Annotated in this window: 19 protein-coding genes and 1 pseudogene; 6 read left to right on the forward strand and 14 right to left on the reverse strand. The window is 69.2% G+C overall.

All coding sequences use genetic code 11. From position 1 onward, the window contains the following. Positions 1-36: 36 nt before the first annotated feature. On the reverse strand, positions 37-3,486 hold the full coding sequence (locus tag QE397_RS20260) for a BREX system ATP-binding domain-containing protein (RefSeq protein ID WP_307096959.1): 3,450 nt from the start codon (positions 3,484-3,486) through the stop codon (positions 37-39). Between the two features lie 134 nt (positions 3,487-3,620). On the opposite strand from QE397_RS20260, the gene QE397_RS20265 reads away from it, so the two are divergent. Further along, positions 3,621-4,163: a hypothetical protein gene (locus QE397_RS20265; protein WP_027506002.1), complete on the forward strand. Its 543-nt coding sequence runs from the start codon at positions 3,621-3,623 to the stop codon at positions 4,161-4,163. 67 nt (positions 4,164-4,230) lie between these two features. On the opposite strand, the gene QE397_RS20270 is transcribed toward QE397_RS20265, so the two are convergent. The 5 genes and pseudogenes from QE397_RS20270 to QE397_RS20290 form a co-directional block, all read right to left on the reverse strand. Further along, positions 4,231-5,322: an inositol-3-phosphate synthase gene (locus QE397_RS20270; protein WP_027506003.1), complete on the reverse strand. Its 1,092-nt coding sequence runs from the start codon at positions 5,320-5,322 to the stop codon at positions 4,231-4,233. Next, a complete protein-coding gene (locus tag QE397_RS20275; protein ID WP_027506004.1) occupies positions 5,315-5,953 on the reverse strand; it encodes a PadR family transcriptional regulator in 639 nt (212 codons plus the stop codon). The genes QE397_RS20270 and QE397_RS20275 overlap by 8 nt, the downstream gene beginning before the upstream one ends. A 127-nt stretch (positions 5,954-6,080) precedes the next feature. Next, positions 6,081-6,512, reverse strand: coding sequence for a hypothetical protein (locus QE397_RS20280; protein ID WP_307097689.1), 432 nt, complete (start codon positions 6,510-6,512; stop codon positions 6,081-6,083). A 178-nt stretch (positions 6,513-6,690) separates the two neighbouring features. Further along, positions 6,691-6,861 (reverse strand): annotated as a pseudogene (locus tag QE397_RS20285) (DUF1707 domain-containing protein); the annotation flags it as partial. A gap of 9 nt (positions 6,862-6,870) precedes the next feature. Beyond that, a complete protein-coding gene (locus QE397_RS20290; RefSeq protein ID WP_307096963.1) occupies positions 6,871-7,668 on the reverse strand; it encodes a DUF1707 domain-containing protein in 798 nt (265 codons plus the stop codon). 138 nt (positions 7,669-7,806) lie between these two features. Between QE397_RS20290 and QE397_RS20295 the strand changes: the two genes are divergently transcribed. From QE397_RS20295 to QE397_RS20305, 3 genes are all read left to right on the forward strand, one after another. After that, positions 7,807-8,226 (forward strand): DUF5318 domain-containing protein, encoded by a 420-nt coding sequence (locus QE397_RS20295; protein ID WP_056695695.1) that lies wholly within the window; start codon positions 7,807-7,809, stop codon positions 8,224-8,226. A 655-nt stretch (positions 8,227-8,881) separates the two neighbouring features. After that, a complete protein-coding gene (locus tag QE397_RS20300; protein WP_081821327.1) occupies positions 8,882-10,972 on the forward strand; it encodes a transglycosylase domain-containing protein in 2,091 nt (696 codons plus the stop codon). Positions 10,973-11,160: 188 nt separating this feature from the next. Continuing rightward, entirely contained in the window at positions 11,161-12,678 is a 1,518-nt protein-coding gene (locus QE397_RS20305; protein WP_081821328.1) for a glycosyltransferase family 87 protein, read from the forward strand. On the opposite strand, the gene QE397_RS20310 is transcribed toward QE397_RS20305, so the two are convergent. Genes QE397_RS20310 through QE397_RS20340 form a run of 7 tightly spaced genes read right to left on the reverse strand, consistent with a single transcriptional unit; the run spans position 12,641 to position 20,141 of the window. Then, a complete protein-coding gene (locus tag QE397_RS20310) occupies positions 12,641-13,108 on the reverse strand; it encodes a universal stress protein (protein ID WP_027506008.1) in 468 nt (155 codons plus the stop codon). The two genes, QE397_RS20305 and QE397_RS20310, sit on opposite strands and share 38 nt — an antisense overlap. A 22-nt stretch (positions 13,109-13,130) precedes the next feature. Further along, positions 13,131-14,360 carry a TerD family protein gene (locus QE397_RS20315; RefSeq protein WP_231476359.1) on the reverse strand — a complete coding sequence of 410 codons (1,230 nt, stop codon included), beginning with the start codon at positions 14,358-14,360 and terminating at the stop codon, positions 13,131-13,133. 38 nt (positions 14,361-14,398) lie between these two features. Next, positions 14,399-15,226, reverse strand: a complete 828-nt coding sequence (locus QE397_RS20320) for an HAD family hydrolase (protein ID WP_307097660.1) — start codon at positions 15,224-15,226, stop codon at positions 14,399-14,401. Positions 15,227-15,270: 44 nt separating this feature from the next. Then, positions 15,271-16,380 (reverse strand): cysteine protease StiP family protein, encoded by a 1,110-nt coding sequence (locus QE397_RS20325; RefSeq protein WP_307096967.1) that lies wholly within the window; start codon positions 16,378-16,380, stop codon positions 15,271-15,273. Beyond that, positions 16,377-17,639: a phosphoribosyltransferase family protein gene (locus QE397_RS20330; RefSeq protein WP_307096969.1), complete on the reverse strand. Its 1,263-nt coding sequence runs from the start codon at positions 17,637-17,639 to the stop codon at positions 16,377-16,379. The genes QE397_RS20325 and QE397_RS20330 overlap by 4 nt, the downstream gene beginning before the upstream one ends. Positions 17,640-17,647: 8 nt before the next feature. Then, entirely contained in the window at positions 17,648-18,832 is a 1,185-nt protein-coding gene (locus QE397_RS20335) for an HpcH/HpaI aldolase/citrate lyase family protein (protein ID WP_056440932.1), read from the reverse strand. A gap of 16 nt (positions 18,833-18,848) precedes the next feature. Then, positions 18,849-20,141: a hypothetical protein gene (locus QE397_RS20340; RefSeq protein ID WP_056440935.1), complete on the reverse strand. Its 1,293-nt coding sequence runs from the start codon at positions 20,139-20,141 to the stop codon at positions 18,849-18,851. A 77-nt stretch (positions 20,142-20,218) separates the two neighbouring features. Between QE397_RS20340 and QE397_RS20345 the strand changes: the two genes are divergently transcribed. Next, positions 20,219-20,794, forward strand: a complete 576-nt coding sequence (locus tag QE397_RS20345; protein ID WP_027506015.1) for a TerD family protein — start codon at positions 20,219-20,221, stop codon at positions 20,792-20,794. Positions 20,795-20,965: 171 nt separating this feature from the next. Next, a complete protein-coding gene (locus QE397_RS20350) occupies positions 20,966-22,078 on the forward strand; it encodes a DUF475 domain-containing protein (RefSeq protein ID WP_056440938.1) in 1,113 nt (370 codons plus the stop codon). 10 nt (positions 22,079-22,088) lie between these two features. Here the strand turns inward: QE397_RS20350 and QE397_RS21855 are convergent, their stop codons facing one another. Then, positions 22,089-22,436, reverse strand: a complete 348-nt coding sequence (locus QE397_RS21855) for a helix-turn-helix transcriptional regulator (protein WP_373425306.1) — start codon at positions 22,434-22,436, stop codon at positions 22,089-22,091. Positions 22,437-22,523: the final 87 nt, after the last annotated feature.

Below are 22,523 nucleotides of genomic sequence, written 5' to 3' on the forward strand. Positions count from 1 at the left end.
CAGGGTCTTGCGGACGACCGCGTCGGCGAGTAGCAGTCAGCGCTCGGAGTTCTCCACCAAGGCCGCGACGGCGTCGATGCGCCGCCGGACCGCCGAGGCTCCGATGACGTCCGCACGGGTGCGGGCCGACGCCAGAGCGCGGGCCGCGAGCCGTCCGGTGCGGGCGTGCTCGATGCGGAGACCGAGATACGCGTCCTCCGCGCTCCATCCCTCGAAGCCGCGGGCGACGTGCAGGCGCCGCGCGGCGTGCAGATGGCGACCCGCTCGCTCGACGTGACCGGTGGCCAGGGACGCGTCGGCCAGGTGGTGGTGCACCACGCCGAAGACGCTCGGGGCGACCGACACGGTCTGCTCCGCGTAGGGCAGCAACCGTTCGTACACGTCGGTGCACACCAGTGTGTTGCCCACCGTGGCACCGGCACGGGCGATGAAGGTCATCGACATCAGCCAGAGCATGTCCGGGGCGATCGCCGCGAGCCGTTGCTCGTCGTACCAGTCCATCAGCTCGCGCGCCTCGTCCATGCGTCCGACGTCGGCGAGCGAGGACGCCACGACCGGGCGGAACGCCGGGATCAGGTCGAACATCGTGGCCATCTCGTCGCGCCGATCCGCGAAGTGCCGGAGATCTCCGCGCATCGTCCGGAGGGTGAGGATCGACGTGTGTTCGCGGCCGTAGGTGTGGCTGCCGAGCGCGGCGTCGGGCGTCTCGCAGATCCGTGCCAGCACGGTCTCCGCGCGCACCAGTCGTCCTGCCGACACGTCCACGCCGAACTTGGAACACACCATGGCCCAGGTCATCTCGGGGTCGTCCGCGAGATCGGCCCGGGTCACCGCCGCGAGTGTCGAGTCGGCGCCGCCGAGGTCGCCGAACGCCTGCTGGGTCCTGGCCAGGATGGTGGCGGCGGACGGATCGCGATGCCGCCGAGACGATGTCGACTCCAGCTCGACGAGGCGCGTCATCGCCTCCTGGCGCAGATCCCAGCACTGGGGCACCAGGAGGCACCACAGCATCGCGCGCAGCGCCGACTCGAGGGCACTGCGGTCTCCCACCGAATGCGCCAGCGTCACAGCCTGTTCGAGAAGGTCTCGGCGTTCCTTCCAGTCATCGGTCCAGCTCAGCTCCATGGCCAGCAGTACCAGGACCTTGGCCGTGGCGGCGCTGTTCGAGCGGCCGGAGTCCTCGAGGACGTGCAGTGCGTCGTGCAGGCTGTCGAGTCGTTCCGGCAACGGGTCGAACATCTGGAACAGGCCCGCACCACTGATCGTGTCCGCCAGCGTCGCGTCGACCTGCAGGTCGACGTCGCCCAGTCTCCGCGCCATGGCGATCGCGTCGAAGAGAGTGGCCCGGTAGGACCGGTCGATGCACTTACGCTGCGCCCGGCCGAGGTCGATCAGCAGTCGGCACCGCTCTCGGGAGTCGCCGTGCGGCACCATCTTCCGAAGGGCGGTCCGGTACCCCACCACCGCGTCCTCGTACGCGGACACCGCGTAGGCGGCGTCGCCGGCACGCCGCGCGTAGAGCGCGGCCTCGGAGCGGTCGGAGTCCAGCGCCCTGCCGAAGTGGTACGCGATGCGCGCGAGTTCGTCGGCGGTGGTGTCGGCACCGAGATCGACCAGGGCCCGAGCCACGTCGGAGTGCATCTGCGCTCGCCGCGCCCCGGGTATCGCGTCGTACAGAGTCGACTGCACGAGAGCGTGTCTCATCACCAGCTCGTCGTCGGTGTCGCCGGCGACCAGGAAGTTCACGGCCAGCAGTTCGTCGAGGGTCTCGGCGAAACTGAGATCGGACGGGATCGTCGAGGCGGCCCGCAGCAGCGGGCGCGAGACCGTCACCCCGGTCACCGCGCACAGTTCGAGCAGAGTGACTGCGTCACAGCTGAGTTCGCGACTCGCGAGACGCACCGCGTCCGTGACCGTGAAGGGGAGCGAGCCGCCGGGTTCGCGCTCGTGTGCCGCGATGACGGCTGCGACCAGCAGGGCGGAGCCACCCGTCCGTGCCACGATGGCCTCGGGGTCGAGGGTCGAGTTCTGCTCGCGAAGGAGGTCGTGCACCGCGGCCAGAGACAGTCCGCCCAGGGTGATCTCGCGGCACCCCGCCGACAACCGGATGACGTCGAGGGTCGCCTGGAGTTCCGGGGACACGAGGTTCTCGTCCCGCATTGTCGCGAGGATGCAGAGTGGGTCGTTCTGCGTCGACCGCGCGAGATGGCGGACCAGGGCGGCCGTCGTGCCGGAGGCCCACTGCAGGTCGTCGATCACGAGCAGGGTCGGGGCCTGTCGAGCGGGCCCGACGAGCCACCGCTGCACCGCGTCGGACGCCCCTGTGCGGTCGTCGTCCACGTGCGGGGGGATGAGGTCCCCGAATCGACGTGCGGCCCCGGGGATGATGCCGAGGATGTCGGCGCCGTTGGTCCGCAGCCACTGACGCGCTCCGATGACGCCGCGCGAGTCGAGGTCGCGGGTGACTGCCTCCACGAACGGTTCGTACGGGATGGTCGAGTGTTCGCTGCAGCGACCCGACACGACGTCCGTGCCGGCGGCGCGGGCACGCTGCATCACGGCGCGGGCGAGTGACGTCTTCCCTGCCCCCGGCGGACCCGAGACCAGGAGAAACCGTCCATGACCGGCAGCGGCCGCCTCGAGGTCCTCGACGATGCGGCTCATCTCGACATCGCGTCCGACGAAGGCGGATCCCACCGGCGGCTCCTCGCGCTGCGCTGGGGTGGTCTCGGTATCGTCCTCCAACAACTCCAGGTACAACGACTGGGTCTCGCGTGAGGGGCTCACCCCGAGCCGGTCCGCCAGCACCGCTCGGCATCGCGCCGCCGCCCCGAGAGCCTGTCCGCGGTCGCCCAGTGCCACGTAGCCACGCATGGCGATGCGGTACGCGCTCTCGCGCAGGGGGTCGGCTGCCAGCAGGGACTCCGCGGAGGACACGGCGTTCTCGAACGCACCGAGATCCATCGACGCGGTGGCGTCCGCTTCGAGGGCCGTGAGCCGCAGGTCGTCGAACTCTCGCCGGACGTCGTCCGCCCACGCGCCGTTGGCTCCGACGAGCACGGGTTCGGCGAGCAGACGCAACGCCGTCCGGGCATCGCGGGCACGGTCCGCGGGTGATCCCTCCGTGCGGCGGCACGCGTCCCGGATCTCCTCGAGATCGACCGTGGTGTCCGGCGGAAGAGTCAGACGCACCATACCGGTACGGGACACGATCGACGTACCCGCGATGTCCGCGGCGTCGAGAACGTCCCGCACCTTCGAGATCACCCCACGCAGCACAGAATTCCAGGTGCGCGGCCGCTCCTCGGGCCAGAGCAGGTCCGCCAACTCGTCGTGCGAGACCTCTCGATGGCGATTGAGCGTCAGATACGACAGCAGTTCGACGCAGCGCGGCCCACCGATGATGCGGGGATCGACCACCCGAGAGCCACGCTCGACGGTGACGGCACCGACGAGTCGGACGGAAGCGGGTGAGTCACTCGTCACCTGACAAGTCTAGTCAGCTGTGCGTATTCGCGCCGCACGCAGGCACTTTTGCACTTCTTGTGCACGCGTCGGGCACGGTGAGTACAGGAGAATCCGGCCGACCCGGCCGGCGCACGACCCTCAGGAGCGACCCCATGCCTCGAACCTCCGTCACGGCCTGCCTGCTGGCGGGGTCCGTCGCCTCGCCCCTGTGCACACAGCGGAGCCACCGACTGGGTTCCGGCCCGTCCTGCGGTACCGCGGACGTCGCGTCCGACGGGATGTTCACCTACTCGCGTACGGCGTCCGTGGACCGGTGGGAGGACGACCCGTCGTCCTTCGGCTCCGATCGCTTCACCATCGTCGTCACCGACGGGGACCACGAGGTGGGGGAGATCGTGATCACGCCGGTGTTGTCCACGAGTGCGACGGAACCGATCACGGCCGTCGGCGTGGTCACCACCGAGGGCACCGTCGTGACGTACGAGCACGACGCGGCGGCGTCCGCACGTCGCCGACCGCTCACGGAATCGTCTCCTCCGCGGGGGCCGCGCGTGACGGGTGCGCATCATCGACTCGCCGTCGTCCGCTTCGGTACCGAGACCTGCGATCAGACGTTCCAGGTGTTCGTGTCCGACGGTGTCCGCGGCACCACGTCGTACCTGCTCGGCGTCCCCGACGGCCCGCTCGACCGGTGAGACGCCGACGGGGCCGCCGCGGCCGAGTGATCGACCGTGACGACCCCGTCGGGACGTTCGCGAGTGGCTACTGCTCGTCGGAGCCGATGATGAACGCCTCGAGCTGCTGACGAGCGATGTCGTCGGCGAGCTGCTTCGGCGGGCTCTTCATCAGGTACGCGGACGCGGGCACGACAGGTCCGCCGATTCCGCGGTCCTGAGCGATCTTCGCTGCGCGCACGGCGTCGATGATGACGCCGGCGGAGTTCGGGGAGTCCCAGACCTCGAGCTTGTACTCGAGGTTCAGCGGGACGTCACCGAACGCGCGACCCTCGAGGCGGACGTAGGCCCACTTGCGGTCGTCGAGCCAGCCGACGTGATCGGACGGGCCGATGTGCACGTCCTTCGCATTGAACTCACGCTGCAGGTTGGACGTGACGGCCTGCGTCTTCGAGATCTTCTTCGACTCGAGGCGCGTGCGCTCGAGCATGTTGAGGAAGTCCATGTTGCCGCCGACGTTCAGCTGCATCGTGCGATCGAGCTGGACGCCGCGATCCTCGAACAGCTTGGCCATGACGCGGTGGGTGATGGTGGCACCGACCTGGCTCTTGATGTCGTCGCCGACGATGGGCACACCGGCGTCGGTGAACTTCTTGGCCCAGACCGGATCGGACGCGATGAAGACGGGCAGCGCGTTGACGAACGCGACCTTCGCGTCGATGCAGGCCTGAGCGTAGAACTTGTCGGCTTCTTCGGATCCGACGGGCAGGTAGGAGACGAGCACGTCGACCTTCGCGTCACGCAGTGCCTGCGCCACGTCGACCGGCTCCGCGTCGGAGATCTCGATGGTCTCCGAGTAGTACTTGCCGATGCCGTCGAGTGTCGGGCCGCGCTGGACGCTGACGTCGCTCGGGGGCACGTCGGCGATCTTGATGGTGTTGTTCTCGCTGTTGAAGATGGCTTCGGACAGATCGAAGCCGACCTTCTTGGCGTCCACGTCGAACGCGGCGACGAACTCGACGTCGCGGACGTGGTACTTGCCGAACTTCACGTGCATGAGGCCGGGAACTGTGGTGTTCTCGTCGGCGTCCTTGTAGTACTGCACGCCCTGTACCAGGGACGACGCGCAGTTACCCACGCCCACAATGGCCACGCGCACCGCAGTGCTGTTGTCACTCATGGTCGGGTTCTCCTTCTTTTCCGTATCGGGTGGCCGGAGCCGACGTGCTCTCCGGGTGTGCCACGGCCGAGGTGTCGGTCGTGGGTGCGGGCGGTGGACTCTCCGAAGTGATCGCCATTGCCTCGGCAGCGATCAATTCGTTGAGCCACCGCACTTCGCGCTCGCTCGACTCGAGGCCGAGCTGATGCAATCCGCGCGTGTACCTGTCCAACGACCCACTTGCACGGCCGATGGCGTCGCGGAGCCCCTCACGGCGCTCCTCGACCTGGCGACGCCGACCTTCGAGTATCCGCATCCGCGCCTCAGCGGGGGTGCGCCCGAAAAAGGCCAGGTGTACGCCGAATCCATCATCTGTGTAGTTCTGCGGACCCGTGTCCGCGACCAGCTCGGTGAACCGAGCTCGGCCGGCCGGCGTGAGTTCGTAGACACGACGTGCCCGACGCTTGACGGCGCCCTGGACTCCGGGGTTCTCGACGATGAGCCCGTCCGCCTGCATACGACGCAAGGTGGGGTAGAGCGAACCGTACGAGAAGGCCCGGAAGGCACCGAGAAGTCCGGTGAGTCGCTTACGAAGCTCGTAACCGTGCATGGGTGTCTCCAGGAGCAGGCCGAGGATCGCCAGTTCGAGCATGTGCGGTCCCCTTCCTGTTCCGACCCGAGTCCGCGTCGAGATGACGCTCGCTCACTATAACCGCCACATGTATCGGACCGATATATGGGGGTACATGTAACTGTCGAGAACATGAACACGGGCCCCGTCAGGGATGGTGGGGGCTGACCCGCGTGACCTCACCGGCCAGGGTGGCCTGCAGGTATCCACCGCGGCCGTCCGCATCCGCGGCGTAGACCAGTACCTCCGGCACTCCCTCGTTGCGCACGATCACGTGGGTGACCGACGCGTCCGGTACCTCGACGAACGACGCGGACCCCGCCATCAGGCCCGCCAGTGCCGCGACGTCGAGCGCGGTGAGGTCGAAGGGCAGCTCGTCCGTCTCCCTCGGGCTCGTGGCGGCGGACTCCGCGAAGCCGCCGCGGACCGACACGTCGCGCACGCGGTCGCTCTCGGCGAGGCGGGTCAGAGAGGCGCGATCGTCCGACGGGTACAGCACCAACTCGGTGACCTCGGGGTCGCCGAATCGTGTGATCCACCGGTCGCGGAAGTCGGCCAGGCCCTCCGGGGTGTCGAACACTAAGGGTCGCGCGACGATCGCTCGGCGACGACGGTGCATCGGATCCGCGGACCGCCAAGACGACGGCGACTCCGAGGACGAGGACCACCACGAGCAGACCCACGATCACCGGGCGCCGGGACGGTCCGGGTGCGGGCCGTACCGCCTCGGGCAGCGGTACGTCCGCCTGCAGATCGGCGGCCAACGCGTGGAGATCGCCCAGTGTCGTCGCCGTTCTCGCCGCCGCCACCCGTGACCGGTGCTCGTCGAACGTCAGCTGCCCGTCCGCGTACGCGGTGTCGAGAGCGGTCGCGACCACCGCGCGATCGATGTCACGGGCGCGCAGCCGTCGATCCTGTCCGGTCGCCATCGTCGTCTCCTACGCGGTCGGATCGAACGGGGTGACGCTGAGGAAGTCGCCCGACAGGGACGCCTCGAGGTATCCGTCCTCGTTAGCGGCCTCGTTGCTCGCGTGCAGGCTGATCGCGGGGCCGGCGCCGGTGTCACGGACGAACAGGTACAGCGAGTCGATCTCGGCGATGTTCAGGCTCGCGCCGGCGCCCAGAACCAACCCGCCGAGCACGCCGGGGCCCAGGTCGGCGAGGTCGACGGTCGCCGTCTCACGGTCCCTGTCCGCGTCGTCCGACTGTCTCCACTCGCCGTCGCGGTACTGATAACGCCTCTCCCGGCCCGGATCGTCGGGACTCGGCGCCCTCAGCAGCGCGTACTCGGAGTAGAACATCAGCTCGTCGACGACGGTGGTTCCCAGCAGCATGCCCGTCGACGCCACGATGTCGTCCATCGCGCGCGGTTCGAGGTAGCCGGCCGAGCCGTAGGTGCCGGTCGCGCTGTCGTCGGACGCACAGGCGCGGACACCGAAGAACAGGAGTGCGGCGACGACCAGGAGAACAGCCCACCGGATCACCGCGCTCAGCACGCTCGGCCGACCCCGACGGGAGAGCCCCGCGGCTGCCGTCCCGGGCGACGCCATCGGAGCCAAATCCGACTCGCCCTGCAGATCGCCGATCAGATCGTGGAGGTCCTCGAGCGCACGTGCATCGGTGGCGAGGGCGATACGGGTGGCGTGCTCCTCGGCGTCGATCTGGCCGTCCGCGAGCGCACGGTCCAGCGCGGCGCACGCGTGCACTCTGTCCTGGTCACGCGCTCTGACACCCACAGATCGGACCGTCGGCATCGCCAGATGGTAGGCCCGTGGACCGGGTCCCTCAAGTGCTCCGGCTCCACGGCTCCGCTCCAGCGCACGGGACGGGGTCGAGCACCACCCCACCTCGACGGCGCACGTACTCTGGTCACCGTGAGATCACAGCGGCAGGTGGTGGACTACGCGTTGCAGCGCAAGTCGCTGCTCGCCGAGGTCTACTCCGGACGAACGGCGATGGCCCAGGTCTGCGACGCCGATCCCTACCTCCTCCGAGCGGCCAAGTTCCACGGTCGGCCGTCCACCGTGGCGTGCCCCATCTGCCGGAAGGAGCAGCTCACGCTCGTCTCCTGGGTGTTCGGAGAGAAGCTCGGGACGATGAACGGCTCGGCCCGGACCGCGGACGAGCTCACCCGCCTCGCCGGCACGCAGGAGGAGTTCTCCGTGCACGTCGTCGAGGTCTGCCGAACCTGCAGTTGGAACCACCTCGTGCAGTCGTACGTCCTGGGTGCCGTTCCGGCGCCCAAGAGCCCCCGCACACGCTCCGCCTCCCGCCGACGCACGGCCAGTGAGTGACGGACGCAGGTCGTCGGCGGTACCGTCCGTCGGTGGTCCCCCGCGCAACCGAGTCGAACGAGCCCGACGCACACGTGACCGTCGCCACCTGGTCACACGTGCGTCCTGACAGTGGAGTACGTGAGTGAGTTCCCCCTACGACAGTTCCGGTGACGATCGCGGGCGTCCGTCCGGCCGCCACGGTCGACCCGACGGGCCCGGGGAACCACCGCGTCACGGGCGCCCGAGCCACGAGCCGGTCCGCGATCCCCAGCAGCGGCCGTCGGGCCCACCCCCACCGCGTGCGCCTCGCCGGGACGGCCCCGGTGGTCCCCCGCCGAGCTGGCCGCCGGCCGATCACCCGCGGCGCCCGGCCTACGGTCCGCCGTCCTACGACGATCGTGGACCGGACACCACCCAAATTCCCCCGACCGCGCCCCCGCCGCGGTCGCAGGCGTTCTCGCAGCCGCGCCCGTACTCGGACGATCCACGGGCGACCGACGCTCCACCCTCCCGGCCCGTGACGTCCCACTCGCGTGGCGACGCCGACGGTGACCGGGACCGGTTCGGTGGAGGACCCACCGAACCGCCATCAGGAGGTACTGCCACGAAGACGAAGAAGAAGTCGAAGTGGAAGGTCCTGCGGCGCACGCTGTACGGCTTGATCGCGCTGGGCATGGTCGTTCCGGTCCTGGTGTTCATGGTCGCGTACGTCGTCGAGGACGTTCCGCGCCCCGGTGACATCAAGACCAACCAGGTCGCCACCGTCCTCGCATCGGACGGAACGTCCGTCCTCGGCACGGTGGTCCCTCCCGAGGGCAACCGCACCGACGTCGAGATCGGACAGATCCCCGAGCACGTCCGCAATGCGGTGTTGTCGGCCGAGGATCGTGACTTCTACTCCAACCCCGGATTCTCGGTCACCGGCTTCGCACGCGCCGCTCGCGACAACGTGCTCGGGCGCGACAGCGCCGGTGGTGGATCCACCATCACGCAGCAGTACGTGAAGAACGCGCTCGTGGGGTCCGAGCGGACGCTCACCCGCAAGATGCGCGAGCTGGTCATCTCCTCGAAGATGGCGCGTCAGTGGACCAAGGACGACATCCTCGCCGCGTACCTCAACACCATCTACTTCGGCCGCGGCGCGTACGGCATCGCGGCGGCGTCGAAGGCGTACTTCGACAAGCCCGTCGAGCAGTTGAGCGTCGAGGAGGGTGCCGTGCTCGCGGCCACCATCCAGCAGCCCTCCGGACTCGATCCGGAGAACAACCCGACGGGTGCGCAGAGCCGCTGGAACTACGTCCTCGACGGCATGGTCACGATGGGTGCGCTCGATCAGACCCAGCGTCAGGCGATGCAGTACCCGCAGTGGCGACCGCTCGCCTCGGTGGACAGCGGCGACGCCGCCGACGCCGGCCCGAACGGACTGATCAAGAACCAGGTGCTCAAGGAGCTCACCGCGTCGGGCATCAGTGAGCAGGACCTGAACACCGCCGGACTGCAGATCACCACGACGATCGATCCGCAGGATCAACAGGCCGCCATCGACGCCGTGAACTCCAACATGGAGGGTGAACCGTCCGAGCTGCGCACGGCGTCGGTGTCGATCGACCCCCGCACCGGTGCGGTGCGCTCGTACTACGGCGGTGTCGACGGCCGCGGCTTCGACTTCGCGCAGTCCGGCCTGCAGACCGGTTCGTCGTTCAAGGTCTTCGGCCTGGCGGCGGCTCTGGATCAGGGCATCCCGCTGTCGCAGATGTACGACAGTTCGCCGCTGACGGTCAACGGCATCTCCATCGGCAACGTCGAGGGCGAGTCCTGCGGCACCTGCACCATTGCCGAGGCGCTCAAGCGGTCGCTCAACACGAGCTTCTACCGGTTGCAGCTCAGCCTCGACGGCGGCCCGCAGGCAGTGGCCGACATGGCGCACCGCCTCGGTATCCCGACCGAGGTCGAGGGCATCGGCGAGACCCTGACCGAGCCGAACGGCGCCGGCCCCAACAACGGCATCGTGCTCGGGCAGTACCAGTCTCGTGTCATCGACATGGCCAGCGCGTACGCGACGCTCGCCGCATCGGGTACCTACCACGCACCGCACTTCGTGCAGAAGGTCGTGACGGCCGACGGCACCGTGTTGCTCGATCGCGGAGCGGACCCCGGCGAGCAGCGGGTCGACCCCGCCGTCGCGGACAACGTCACGGCGGCCATGCGTCCCATCGCGGGCTACTCGAACGGCCACAACCTGGCCGAGGGACGCGCCTCCGCCGCGAAGACCGGTACCGCGCAGCTCGGTGACACCGGCGAGAACAAGGACGCCTGGATGGTCGGGTACACGCCGTCTCTGGCGACGGCCGTGTGGGTCGGTACCGAGCAGGGCCTCCCGCTGGAGAACAGCTACGGGGGACCCATCTACGGCTCCGGACTTCCGTCGGACATCTGGAAGGACACGCTCGACGCGTCCCTCGAGGGCTCGCCCGTCGAGTCGTTCCCTGCACCCGGTGCGATCGCCGGCCAGGCCGGTGTGCCGCAGTACTCGGCACCCGCGCCGACACGGACCGCGGCGCCGCCCACATCCTCTTCCGCAGCGCCGGAGCCCACGACGCCGGAGCCCGTCGCTCCGCCGGTCGTCGTCCCGTCGCAGGTCGAGATCCTGCCGGGCATCACCATTCCGGTTCCCGGTCTGGCCCCGGCGCCGGCGGAACCTTCCGCCGTCACCCCGCCCGACGACGGGGCGGCTCCGGAGCCGGCCACGCCGCCCGGCGGCTAGGGGTGACGGGCAGGCCGGAGGCCGGTCGAGACGATTCGGCGGGCAGGCCGGAGGCCGGTCGAGTTTCGACGGGCGGGCCGGAGGCCGGTCGGGACGACTTGTCCGACGAGTTGTTGGCGAGTCCGGGTGAGTTGGCGACGGATCGACGCTCCGCTCGTCGGCGCGATCGGCCGAGTCTGACCGACCCCATGGTCGCGGAGTTGTCGACGGTGGTCGGCGGCCCCGTCGGCAAGCACGCATTGGTGGGGCGGCAGCGCCACATCACGCCACTGCGCGTGATCTTCGCGTTCACGGTCGTGTTTCTCGCGCTGGGCTGGTTCGGCAAGGCCGCGTGCATCCAGCAGGCCCCGAACGGCCCCGGCGGCGAGCTGGGACTCGACTGGAGCGGGAGCCGTCAGTACGTCGCGATGTGCTACTCCGACGTGGTCCCCCTCTACGGCGCGGAGCGCCTCGATCAGGGCGCGTTCCCGTACAAGAAGTCGTGGGAGGAAACGGGTTCCGACGGTTCCACGATCACCCGGTACATGGAGTATCCGGTGGTGGCGGGGCTGTACCAGTACGTGTCGATGCAGGTGGCCCACGCGTGGTCTGCGGTCCCGTGGTTGCCGCAGGCGCTCACGGTCGCGCTGTATTTCAACGTGGTGGCGTTCGGCTCCGCCCTCGCCTGGATCGTGACGATCTGGGCGACCACGATGTTGGCGGGACGTCGGGTGTGGGACGCCGCGCTGGCCGCGTGTTCCCCTCTGGTGATCGTGCACGTCTTCACCAACTTCGACGCCCTCGCAACGGCATTCGCCTCCGGTGGGTTGCTGGCGTGGGCGCGACGCAGGCCGGTGCTGGCCGGTGTCCTGCTCGGCATCGGGGGCGCGACGAAGCTCTACCCGCTGTTCCTGCTCGGTCCGCTCCTCGTGCTGTGCATCCGCACGGGGAACATCAGGGACTGGTCGCGGACCACGGCGGCGGCGCTCTCGGCGTGGGTTCTGGTCAATCTGCCCATCGCACTGCTGTTTCCGCGTGGCTGGTCGGAGTTCTTCCGACTGAACTCCGACCGCGGCGCCGATCCGGACTCGCTCTACAACGTGGCCCGGTCGTTCACCGGCTGGGCCGGATTCGACGGCCCGCTCGGTCCCGGGGAGAAGCCGGTGATCCTCAATCTCGTGACGGCGCTGCTCTTCGTGGTCGTGTGCCTCGCCATCGGCTGGGTGGCGCTGACGGCCCCGCGGCGTCCTCGCCTGATGCAGCTGTGTTTCCTCGTGGTCGCCGGTTTCCTGCTGACGAACAAGGTGTGGAGTCCGCAATACTCCCTGTGGTTGGTGCCGCTCGCGGTCCTGGCTCTGCCGCACCGGCGAATTCTGTTGGCGTGGATGACCATCGACGCACTCGTCTGGGTTCCGCGGATGATGTACTACCTGGGCGTGGCCGACAAGGGTCTGCCCGAGCAGTACTTCACGGCGACCGTCCTGGTGCGCGATCTCGCCGTCGTCGGATTGTGTGTCCTGGTGGTGCGGCAGATCTACCGGCCGGTGGACGATCTGGTGCGTCGCAGCGGCGACGACGATCCGGCCGGTGGTGTGCTCGACGGAGCACCCGACGCGTACCCGTCGTGGGTGCCGGCGATGGTGCGTCCGCGGCCCGTCGAGGTTCCGATCGCGGATGCGGCGCCACCGCCTAGGGCACCACGGTCACCGGCCACCGACCCAGCTTGACCAGTCGGACGGCGACGGAGCCGAAGATGCGGTGCCCGGCAGACTCGGACGTGCCCACGACGATCGCGTCGGCACGCAGTTCGTCGCCGACGGCGGCGAGTCCCATCGCCGGGTCGCCGCGGAACGTCCGGAACTCCCAGTTCACGTGCTGGTGCTCGCCGAAACGCACCACGTGGTCGCGGATCTCGGTGAGCAGCTGGTCCGCCACCTGGCTCCCCGAGTCGTAGACCACGCCGCTCGCCTGCGCGAAGGCGCCGGCCGCCAGCGTCTGCACGTAGACCAGCACGAGCTTGGAGTGCTGCCGGCGCGCCAGTCCGGCGGCGTACGCGGCCGCCCGCCAGGAGGAGTCGGAGCCGTCGAGGCCCACGACGATCAGCTTGGGGCCGTCCACTCCGTACTCGAAGACGGAGGGATCGTTCGACGAGGTCACGACCCGAGCCTACGACTCCTCGTCAGGAGAGGTACGGACGGAGCTGCGGCAACGCTTCGCCCGCGTGCTTGGCGTTGATGCCGTCGCCGATCGCCTGCAGCTTCCACTCGCTCCCGGCTCGGTACACCTTGGCCATGACCAGCCCGGTGAACGGCATGCCGCCCTGCAGCGTGAAGCGTGCCAGCTCGGTGTTGATCGTGTTGTCGACCAGGCGGGTGAAGGCGTTCGCCACCTGCTCGAAGGTCTGCCCGCGGTACGAGGTCACGATGAAGACGATCGAGCTCACATGGGCGGGCACCCGCGTCAGGTCCACCGTGATCACCTCGTCGTCGCCCTCGCCCTCGCCGGTGAGGTTGTCGCCCTGGTGGACGATCGACCCGTCCTTCGACCGCAGCTGGCCGAAGTAGACGACGTCGGCGTGCTTGTCGCCGGAGAACATCAGCGCCGAGGCGTCGAGATCGACGTCCGCGCTGCGCCCGCCTCCGAAGAAGCCGGCCTTCTTGATGGGGTCCCAACCGAGGCCCATGCGGATGGTGGTCAGTGCGACGCCACCGTCCTTCTTCAGCGTCACCTTCTGACCCTTGGTGAGGCTGACGGGCCGAGCCTTCGTCAGGCTCACCTCGGCGGGGGCCGCGGGCGCAGAAGGTGCCGGGGGTGCCGCGGGCGGCGGAGTGGGGGCCGGCGGAGGTGTGGGAGCGGCAGGCGGAGGTGTGGGTGCAGCAGGCGCAGGCGCCGCTGCGGGAGCGTCGTCCACCGAGACCCCGTGGTCACCGACGAGAGCGGCGAACCCGCCCGCGTAACCCTGGCCCACGGCACGGACCTTCCAGCCGTCGCCGCGCCGGTACAGCTCGAGCGCGATGACGATGGACTCCGTCGTGAGGCCGTCCACGGTGTACGAGTAGAGCGTCGCACCGGTGCCGCCGTCGATCACGTGGGCGGTGGGCGCGGAGACGCGTCCGAAGCTGCTCGACGAGTCGTCGAGCGTGACGACGACTCGGATCTGCGTGATGTCGGCCGGGACCGCGGCGAGGGTCACGGCGACTTCCTGCGGCCCACCCTGGCCCGGAACCAGCTGCACACCGGGGCCGGAGGGCTGGTTGAAGAAGACGAAGTCGGCGTCGGAGCGAACCTTGCCGCTGTCGGTGACGAGCAGGGCGGAGATGTCCGCCGGTGCGGTCAGCTCGAGACCGATGCGAACGGTGGCGGTGGACAGAGGAGCATTCTGTCCCTTGGTCAACGGCTGTGCAGCCACGTCTCGTCCTCTTCCGGGGTGGTCGGGTACGTCCGAATTCAGCGTACGTGTGTCGGCGGGGCAGCGGCGGAGCCCGACGTGCCGGCCGTTGCCCGGAACCAGTGCAGGATCTCCTCGCTCGCAGCACCGCCGGACCGTTCGGTGACCACCAGCCCGGGGGCGTCCCACTGCAGCAGTTCCAGTTCACCGTGCCGCGGACGGATGGCGGCGGTCGCGGCACGAAGCATCTCCGCGTCGAGGGCGCCGTCCCCGGCGGCGAGCACCGGGGCGTCGGCCTCCAGCGTTCCCGCGTTCACGCACCGTCGGCGCACCTCGGCGACGGCATGCGACTTGCACACCGCGTCGGGCATCGCATAGACCTTGCGGCCCTGCCGGGACACGCCCCAGCCGCGCTCGGTGCACCAGTGTGCGAATTCGTCGACGAAACCCTCGGGCATCGTCTCCGCGTTCACGACGAGGTAGCAGAACAGTTCGTCCGCCGTCCTTTGCGTGAGCACCCACGAGTCGTCGCCCCGCCGTGTCATCTCCGCGGTCACCTCCGCGAGCGGCACCGCGGACCCGGCGACGGCGTCCTCGACGGCGCGGCGCCAGTCGAGATCCGGCTCACCGTCGACGAGGATGGTGGCCCCGTTGGTCGTGATCGCGTGCCGCCAGGGTGCTCCCGGCAGGGCGATGCGTCGGAACTGCTCGACGGTGCGCGTCGTGGTCGGCACCACCACCACCTCGGACGCGAGGCTGGTGAGCAGGTCCGCGGCGCGTGTGGTCATGTACGACAGCGGAGCGCCCTCGTAGTACTCGACGCAGCGCACGTCGTCGTCCTGTCCGTCCGTGCGACCCTCCGCCAAGGCGGCGGCGCTGTAGATCATCGTGCGGTCGAGATCGGTCGCGACCAGTGCGGTCCTCGCCTCGGTCACGAGACGTCCCGGACGAGACCCATGCAGGAGTAGGCGAGATCGGGAACGACGTCCACGGGCACTCCCCTCGCCTCGGCGAGCATCCGGATGTGGCGGTGCTCCGGCGCCTGCGCGTCGCGCACGAGAACGCGCCACGGGACCCGGCGGAGCAGCACGCGGGTGGTCTCTCCCACTCCGGGTTTGACGAAGTTGACCGTGCTGATGCCGTACTCCTCCCGTACGCGCTCGACCGAGGCCCAGCCACTCCATGTCGGAGTCCGGTCGGCGGACCGCACCGTCGACAGTCCCTCTACCACGGCGTCCGCGACGTCGTCGAATCTGGCGGACACGCTGTCCAGCAACAGGTTCGACACGTCCACCGCGGCGAGGTCGGCGTAGAACTTGGCGCCGTGGAACTCACCGGGCCCGATGAGCGTGTCGTTGAGCACGGTGCGGGAGATCAGGCCCGACACCGTCGAGTTGAGGCATGCCGACGCGATGAGGAAGTCGTCGCGGGTGCCGTAGGTGGTCACACAGTGCCCGGGGTCCGCCAGTACCGCGAGCCGGTCGTCGAAGCGGGGGCCTCCCGCCCGGTGCACCGCGTCGAGGGCGGCGGTCAATTCCCGAGTGATGGCGCCCTTGCCGGTCCACCCGTCCACGAAGACGACGTCGGCCGGGTCGTGGTGACGGGCGAGATTATCCAGTGCGGCCGAGTCGATTCCGCGGTCGCGCACGATGGACACGGCGTAGTGCGGCCACGTCAGACCGCGCACGTCCCGCGCCCAGCGGCGCATCAGGATGCCGATGGGGGTGCCGGCGCGGGCGAGAGAGGCGAGCACCAGGTTCTCACCGCGCTCGGCGATCACCAGATCGGTGACGATGCCGACCGCGGTGGCGAGGCGCGTCGCGCTCTCCTCCAGGACGGTGGCGAACAGGTCGCGGTAGGCGGCATCGGGTTGATACTCGACGGGCAGGCTCTCGGCGTAGTGCGCTGCGCCCGACTGGATCTGCTGCTCCCGCGACGCGGTGTCCGCCTCCAGCGAGACGTGCGAGAGATCCTTCAGGAGCCAGGACACCTCGTCCGCCGCGTAGGACCCGAACGCCGGACCGTGCAGCGGTGCCGTCATCGAGACTCCGTCCGCAGCGAGTGCGGATCCGCCGCCACCACGGCGACGGTGACGTCGATACCGGTGCGGGTGAGGGCGTCCACGAGACCGTCCGGACCCGTCAACGCCTCGGTGTCCGCGGGCGGATCCACGACGAGAAGAACGGGGCTCGGCGCCGCCTCGTCCGGTACCCGAGCGTTGTAGAGATGACGTCGGCCACCGGCCGCGGGTTCCGGTGCGACGAACGAGAAGCCCCGCCGCAGCGGGTATCCCGGCTCGTCGAGCACATGAGCGGGTGAGCGGGTGGTGGTCTGGAACAGTGTCGGCGTTCCGCGGTCCGACAGTGCGCGGGCGATGCGGAGCGGGAGGTACATCAGTTCCTCGTGCCCGATCACGACGGTGGTGCCCGAGCCGAGGTGCGGTCGCAGCAGATCGGCCGACTCCTCGACCGCGGCGTCGAAGGCGGCGACGTCCTCGGCCCGGAAACCGTGGCGACCGCCGTCGGGCACTCCGGCCGGCCAGGGCACGTCGACCCTGGTGACGGTCCCTCGGTGTGGAGCATCCACCGGTGCAGGTGCAGCGGGCAGCGCTTCCACGACGGCGATGATGTCGTCGGGCAGATGCACGGTGCCCGTCGCGAGCGACACCGAGTCGATGACCACCCCGAGTTCCGCAGCGACGCGGTCGGTCTCGCGGCGCTGATCCGCCGAGCGCATGTCGACGAGCGAGGCGATCACGTAGCGCGCCCGCGGCGCGAGTGCGTGCACCGCGCGAATGGCACCGAGGGCCGTCGTTCCCGTGGAGATCTCGTCGTCGACCAGGACCATCGGGAGGTAAGAGGGCAGGTCGCGCTCCGGATCGGTGGGTAGGAGGCGATGATCCGTCGCGTGCGAGTGGCCCTCCTCGAACTCACCGTGCACGGCGAATCCCTCGACGGGTCGACGGGTCGAGTGGATGTAGGACCGTGCGCCGAGGCGCGTCGCCACGCAGTGGCCGAGTCCCGTCGCGGTCTCGGCGAATCCGAGTACCACCACGCCGTCGTCGTGCCCGGCGAGCACGTCGGCGCACAGGGAGCCCAGGAGCTCACCTGCTCGGATCACCTCGGCCGGGTCCTGCGGGATGTGTTTGCCCAGAACGGTCGACACCAGCAGGTGTGCTCGGCGCGGGTTGCGCCGCAGCCCCGGCTGCACCAGGTCGCCCACCCGCCGGCCCACCGACGAGGTGCCGTGCTCGAGGACGAGCCCCAGTTCCGCTGTCGCCCAGGGCAGTCGACGGTCCATCGCGCGGCTCATCGTGCAGTGCCGGTCGTGGACGCGGGACGCCTGGCCAGTGCCTGCATCACGTCGACGAACGACACACCCTCGGCGGTGACGCCGAAGACGGCGGCCCGGCGCAGCGTCTGCTCGGCCCACGGCCGGTGCGGGCCGAGTTCGTTCATCTTGTTGCCGTAGCCGGAGGCGAGGACGCCGCCTCCGCCGGAGGACGACGCGATGGCCTGTGCATCCTGATACTCCTCGTGGGTGACCACCGACAGCGAGTGCACGGCGGCGACGTGGGACGGGTGGATGACGGTCTTGCCGTGCAGCCCGTTGGCACGGTCGAGCGCGACCTCACGGAGCAGACCGTCGATGTCGCGGCTGACCAGCTGCTGGCGGAAGCGGACGGCGTCGTGCTCGGCGAAGGGCGTGGCTCGCAGCATCGGGCGGAACAGCCGCTCGTGGTCGGCGAAGTACTCCCAGACCGGGCCGGTGACGACGAAACCCGTTCCGTCACTGCGCCCGAGGTGGTTGACGATGGCGCCGATGGTGTCCGCGACCACCCGCACGTCGTAGATCGTCAGGTCGCGGTCGCGTCGGATCCCGAAGGCGCCGCTCATGTCGGTGGCACCGACTCGCACCGCCAGGACGCTGTCGCGGTATCGGTCGAGCACGTCACGTGCACCGGCCAACTCGTCGTCACGGGTCTCCCGGTAGACCATCTCGCGGGACTCCATCACGGGCATGACCACCAGGTGTCTGCCCGCTGCGGCCGACCGAGCGGCCACCTCCTCGAGAAACTTCTCGCCGCTCTCCGGCCGGAACTTGGGAAGAACGAAGCCGTGCAGGACGTCGATGCCGGTGGTGAGACGGTCGCAGACGTGGTGCATGTCCTCCGCCGTGCGGACGCGGACGAAGACGGCGGCCTCGGGCGGATCGACGGCGAGTGCGTCCAGCGCGGCGACGACGTGTCCGCGCGCCGCTTCGAGGTCGGCGTCGGCAACGGCGTCCTCGAGATCGAGCACGACGGACCGGGAGCCCTCGGCCGCGCGCTTGCGTACCGTCTCCACCAGGTTCGCCCTGGTGGCCGGGACGTAGAGCGTGGCGCCCAGGGCGAGCGCCCGCGTCGTGAGGTCGCTCTCCGCGGTCACGGCGACGGGCGGGCGGTGGAACAGGTACTCGAGTGTGGCGGGTTCCAGGTGAGAGAAGTGCTGCACTGCAACCCCTTTCGTATCAGGTCCGACTCTGTCGGCCGCGGATGCGGTCGACCACACCGGAGATGAAGTCCTCGACGGAATCGAGTTCGCGCAGGTACGCCCAGTAGTCGGGTCGGCCCGTTCCGAGTGCCGCGGCGGCCCTCTCGATCCGTGCGAGCTGAGCATCCAACACCGAGCCCCATTCGGCAACCAGTCCCCGGTCGACGGCCAGCAGCTGCGCGTCGCGCAGCCGGAACCGGACGCGGCGATCCACGGCCCCGGGGTCGTCCCGCACCTCGCGCAGGCGTGCCAGGCGTCCGGTGACGGCCTCGATGTCCGCCTCCGCGTCGGCCAGATGCTGCCGTGCGGCGGTGATCCGGTCGAGTGCCTCCTCCGGATCGCCTCGGTCGCGTGCGGTCGCCGCGTCGTCGATGTCGCGGGCCGCCTCGACCATGTGGGTCTCGCAGTTCTCCCGAGCTCGGGAGAGATCGTCCGAGCTGGCGGCCACGAACTCGCGCAGCAGGGCGGAGTAGGCGGGCGCGATGTACTCGGCCTTGGTGCCGACCGCCTGGAGCCGAGTGCGGACCGATGCCAGGGCGGTGGACGCCGATCCGGCGCGGCCGGGTGCCTCGGCGAGTGCCTGGCGGAGATCGTCCGCGGCGGAGCGCACCTGCGCTGCGCGGCCGGTGACCGCGGTGCCGCTGCCCCCGGATTCCGCCGCCGCGAGACCGTCCAGTGCACGGTGTACCGCGGCGACGGCGTCACGCACGGAGCGATAGGAGTGGTGCGGTTCCGATCCGGTGACGGTTGCCAGCACCGAGGTCGCCGCGGTGCGTGCGTCGTTCGCCAGGCGCGGGACCGCGGCGTACTCGAGCGTCGCGTGCTCGAGCCGTGCCCGGTGCGCCTCGTAGAACTGGTCGACCGCGGCGCTGGCGGCGGAGAGGTGGGCGATGGCGGTGGCGAAGGCGTCGTACGCCTCCTCGCTCGCGTCGGACTCGGGGCGCTCCGTGGCCGCCAGATACGAGGCACCCGCTGCGAAGCACTGCTCCTCCACCGGCCGCCAGCGCGCTCGCAGACTGTCGTCCGACCTGCCCAGTCGTTCCAGCGCGTCGACCCCCGCGGATGCGATCGACTGACGCTTGTCCATGTCGAGGAAGGTCCGGACCGTGTCGGCCCGGATGGCGGCGACCGCCTCGGTGCGCGCCCGGCCGCGGCTCAGGCGCCCGGGCCAGCGGTGTGTCACCCGCCCGATGGTACTGGCGGCGCCGTTCTCGGACGCGCCGGCGATCTCGAGTCGCACCGGCTCGCGGGAACGCTGGTGCGATGCCACACGTTGGGGGTATGAACGCGAGTGGACAGCACTTTCCAGCACGCGACCGGTAGCACGCAACCGAAAGGACTCGAGCCATGGGCGTCAGCCTGACCAAGGGTGGCAATGTCTCCCTCACGAAAGCCGCACCGAACCTCACGGCCGTCTCGGTGGGTCTCGGATGGGACATCCGCACGACCACCGGCACCGACTTCGACCTCGATGCCAGCGCCATCGCGCTCGGTACGGACAAGAAGGTGGTCAGCGACCAGCACTTCGTGTTCTTCAACAACCTGAAGAGCCCCGACGGGTCGATCGAGCACACCGGTGACAACACCACCGGTGAGGGCGACGGCGACGACGAGGTCATCAACGTCGAGCTCTCCGCCGTGCCGCCGAACATCGACACCATCAACTTCCCGGTGTCCATCTACGAGGCCGACGCACGCTCGCAGTCGTTCGGCCAGGTCCGCAACGCCTACATCCGCGTCGTCGACAAGTCCAACGGCACCGAACTCGCCCGCTACGACCTCAGCGAGGACGCCTCGACGGAGACCGCCATGGTGTTCGGCGAGCTCTACCGCAACGGTGCGGAGTGGAAGTTCCGCGCCGTGGGACAGGGCTACGCCTCCGGTCTGGCCGGCATCGCCCGCGACTTCGGAGTGAACGTCTGACCCCTGTGAAGGAGTAATGTCCCGCTCGACGGGGCATTCGGTCCGAGTACCGGAGAGTGTTGCGCGTCGTCCTCGTCGGACGGCGCTGCGACACTCTCCGTTGCATGTGGGGGCAACGACGCCCCGTCGCCGGAGCCCGCAGGGATCGACACCAGAGAAAGGCCACCACCCGTGGTTCTACGCATCTTCGGATGGTCGTTCGCGATCACCGCGCTCGCCATCGTGGTGGCCTTCATCTACGGGAGCTGGCAGGCCGTCGCTCTCGTCGTGATCCTCGGCATCCTCGAGGTGTCGCTGTCCTTCGACAACGCGGTCATCAACGCGACGGTCCTGCGCCGGATGAGCGAGTTCTGGCAGAAGATCTTCCTCACCATCGGCATCATCATCGCCGTCTTCGGTATGCGGCTGGTCTTCCCGCTGGTCATCGTCTGGGCCGCGTCCGGCCTGGGCCCCGTGGCGGCGCTCCGTCTCGCGCTCAACCCGCCCGCGGACGACGCCGCCTACTTCCCCGACGGCAGCCCGTCGTACGAGACGCTGATCACCGACGCGCATCCGCAGATCGCCGCGTTCGGTGGCATGTTCCTGCTCATGCTGTTCCTCGGCTTCATCTTCGAGGAGCGCGAGCACACCTGGCTCTCGTGGATCGAGAAGCCGCTGGCCAAGGCCGGCAAGCTCGACATGATGTCCGTGATCGTCGCCGGCATCCTGCTGGTTCTCGCGGCCGAGTTCATGGCGGAGGACGACAAGATCTCCACGGTCATGGTGTCCGGCGTGCTGGGCATGGTCACCTACATCGCGGTGAACGGCCTCGGCAATCTGTTCCACGTCCCCGGTGAAGACGAGGAGGAGGCCTCCGGCGGGCCGTCGGACCTCGCGAAGGCCACCGGCAAGGCCGGCTTCTTCCTGTTCCTCTACCTCGAGGTCCTCGACGCGTCCTTCAGCTTCGACGGCGTCATCGGCGCGTTCGCCATCACCGCCGACCCCATCATCATCGCGCTGGGCCTCGGCTTCATCGGTGCGATGTTCGTGCGGTCGCTCACGGTCTATCTGGTGCGCAAGGGCACGCTCGACGACTACGTGTACCTCGAGCACGGCGCCCACTGGGCCATCGGCGCACTGTCGATCATCCTGCTGGTCTCGATCGGCGTGCACATCAACGAGATCATCACCGGACTCGTCGGTGTGGTCCTCATCGGACTGTCGTTCCTGTCCAGCGTGCGCCGTAACCGGCGCCTCGCGGCCGAGGGGCATGCCGACGACGCCAAGGTGCACATCCAGGAGTGACGGGCGGACCTCAGAGTTCGTCGATGTCGATCAGGCCGTCCTGCAGGGCCCGCGCGACCAGGGATGCCTTGGTCGGTGCGGGCCGGCCGACGGCCGCGTACTTCTGACGGATCCGCGTCAGGTGGGTGTTCACCGTTCCGAGCGAGAGGAACATGCTGGCCGCGACGGCCGGCTTGGAATCGCAGCGGAACCAGCTGATGAGCACCTCGATCTCACGAACCGTGAGGTTGGGGCGCTGGTAGGTGGTGCTGTCGGTGTGGCCATGCGTGCGAACGGTGGCCGAGCCGTCCTGATCCGGACGGCGCCATGTCGTGGTCGTCACTGGTGTGCCCTTGTTTCTCGTGTCCCTGGGTTCGATCGAACTGCCGGTTTCTTCAGCAGCCTCTCACCGAACAGTCGGTTTTGTCATCGTTCCCCGGAGAATGACTCGTCACGAACTCTGCCG

It is taken from the genome of Rhodococcus sp. SORGH_AS_0301, from assembly GCF_030818285.1.
In the GTDB taxonomy this organism is placed as follows: Bacteria; Actinomycetota; Actinomycetes; order Mycobacteriales; family Mycobacteriaceae; genus Rhodococcoides.

Excerpts from the sequence above, each read along its gene's own strand:
- QE397_RS20265 (WP_027506002.1), top strand. The coding sequence starts at position 3,621 with ATGCCTCGAACCTCCGTCACGGCCTGCCTGCTGGCGGGGTCCGTCGCC.
- QE397_RS20270 (WP_027506003.1), bottom strand. The coding sequence starts at position 5,322 with ATGAGTGACAACAGCACTGCGGTGCGCGTGGCCATTGTGGGCGTGGGT.
- QE397_RS20275 (WP_027506004.1), bottom strand. The coding sequence starts at position 5,953 with ATGCTCGAACTGGCGATCCTCGGCCTGCTCCTGGAGACACCCATGCAC.
- QE397_RS20300 (WP_081821327.1), top strand. The coding sequence starts at position 8,882 with ATGGTCGTTCCGGTCCTGGTGTTCATGGTCGCGTACGTCGTCGAGGAC.
- QE397_RS20305 (WP_081821328.1), top strand. The coding sequence starts at position 11,161 with ATGGTCGCGGAGTTGTCGACGGTGGTCGGCGGCCCCGTCGGCAAGCAC.
- QE397_RS20320 (WP_307097660.1), bottom strand. The coding sequence starts at position 15,226 with ATGATCTACAGCGCCGCCGCCTTGGCGGAGGGTCGCACGGACGGACAG.
- QE397_RS20325 (WP_307096967.1), bottom strand. The coding sequence starts at position 16,380 with ATGACGGCACCGCTGCACGGTCCGGCGTTCGGGTCCTACGCGGCGGAC.
- QE397_RS20330 (WP_307096969.1), bottom strand. The coding sequence starts at position 17,639 with ATGGACCGTCGACTGCCCTGGGCGACAGCGGAACTGGGGCTCGTCCTC.
- QE397_RS20345 (WP_027506015.1), top strand. The coding sequence starts at position 20,219 with ATGGGCGTCAGCCTGACCAAGGGTGGCAATGTCTCCCTCACGAAAGCC.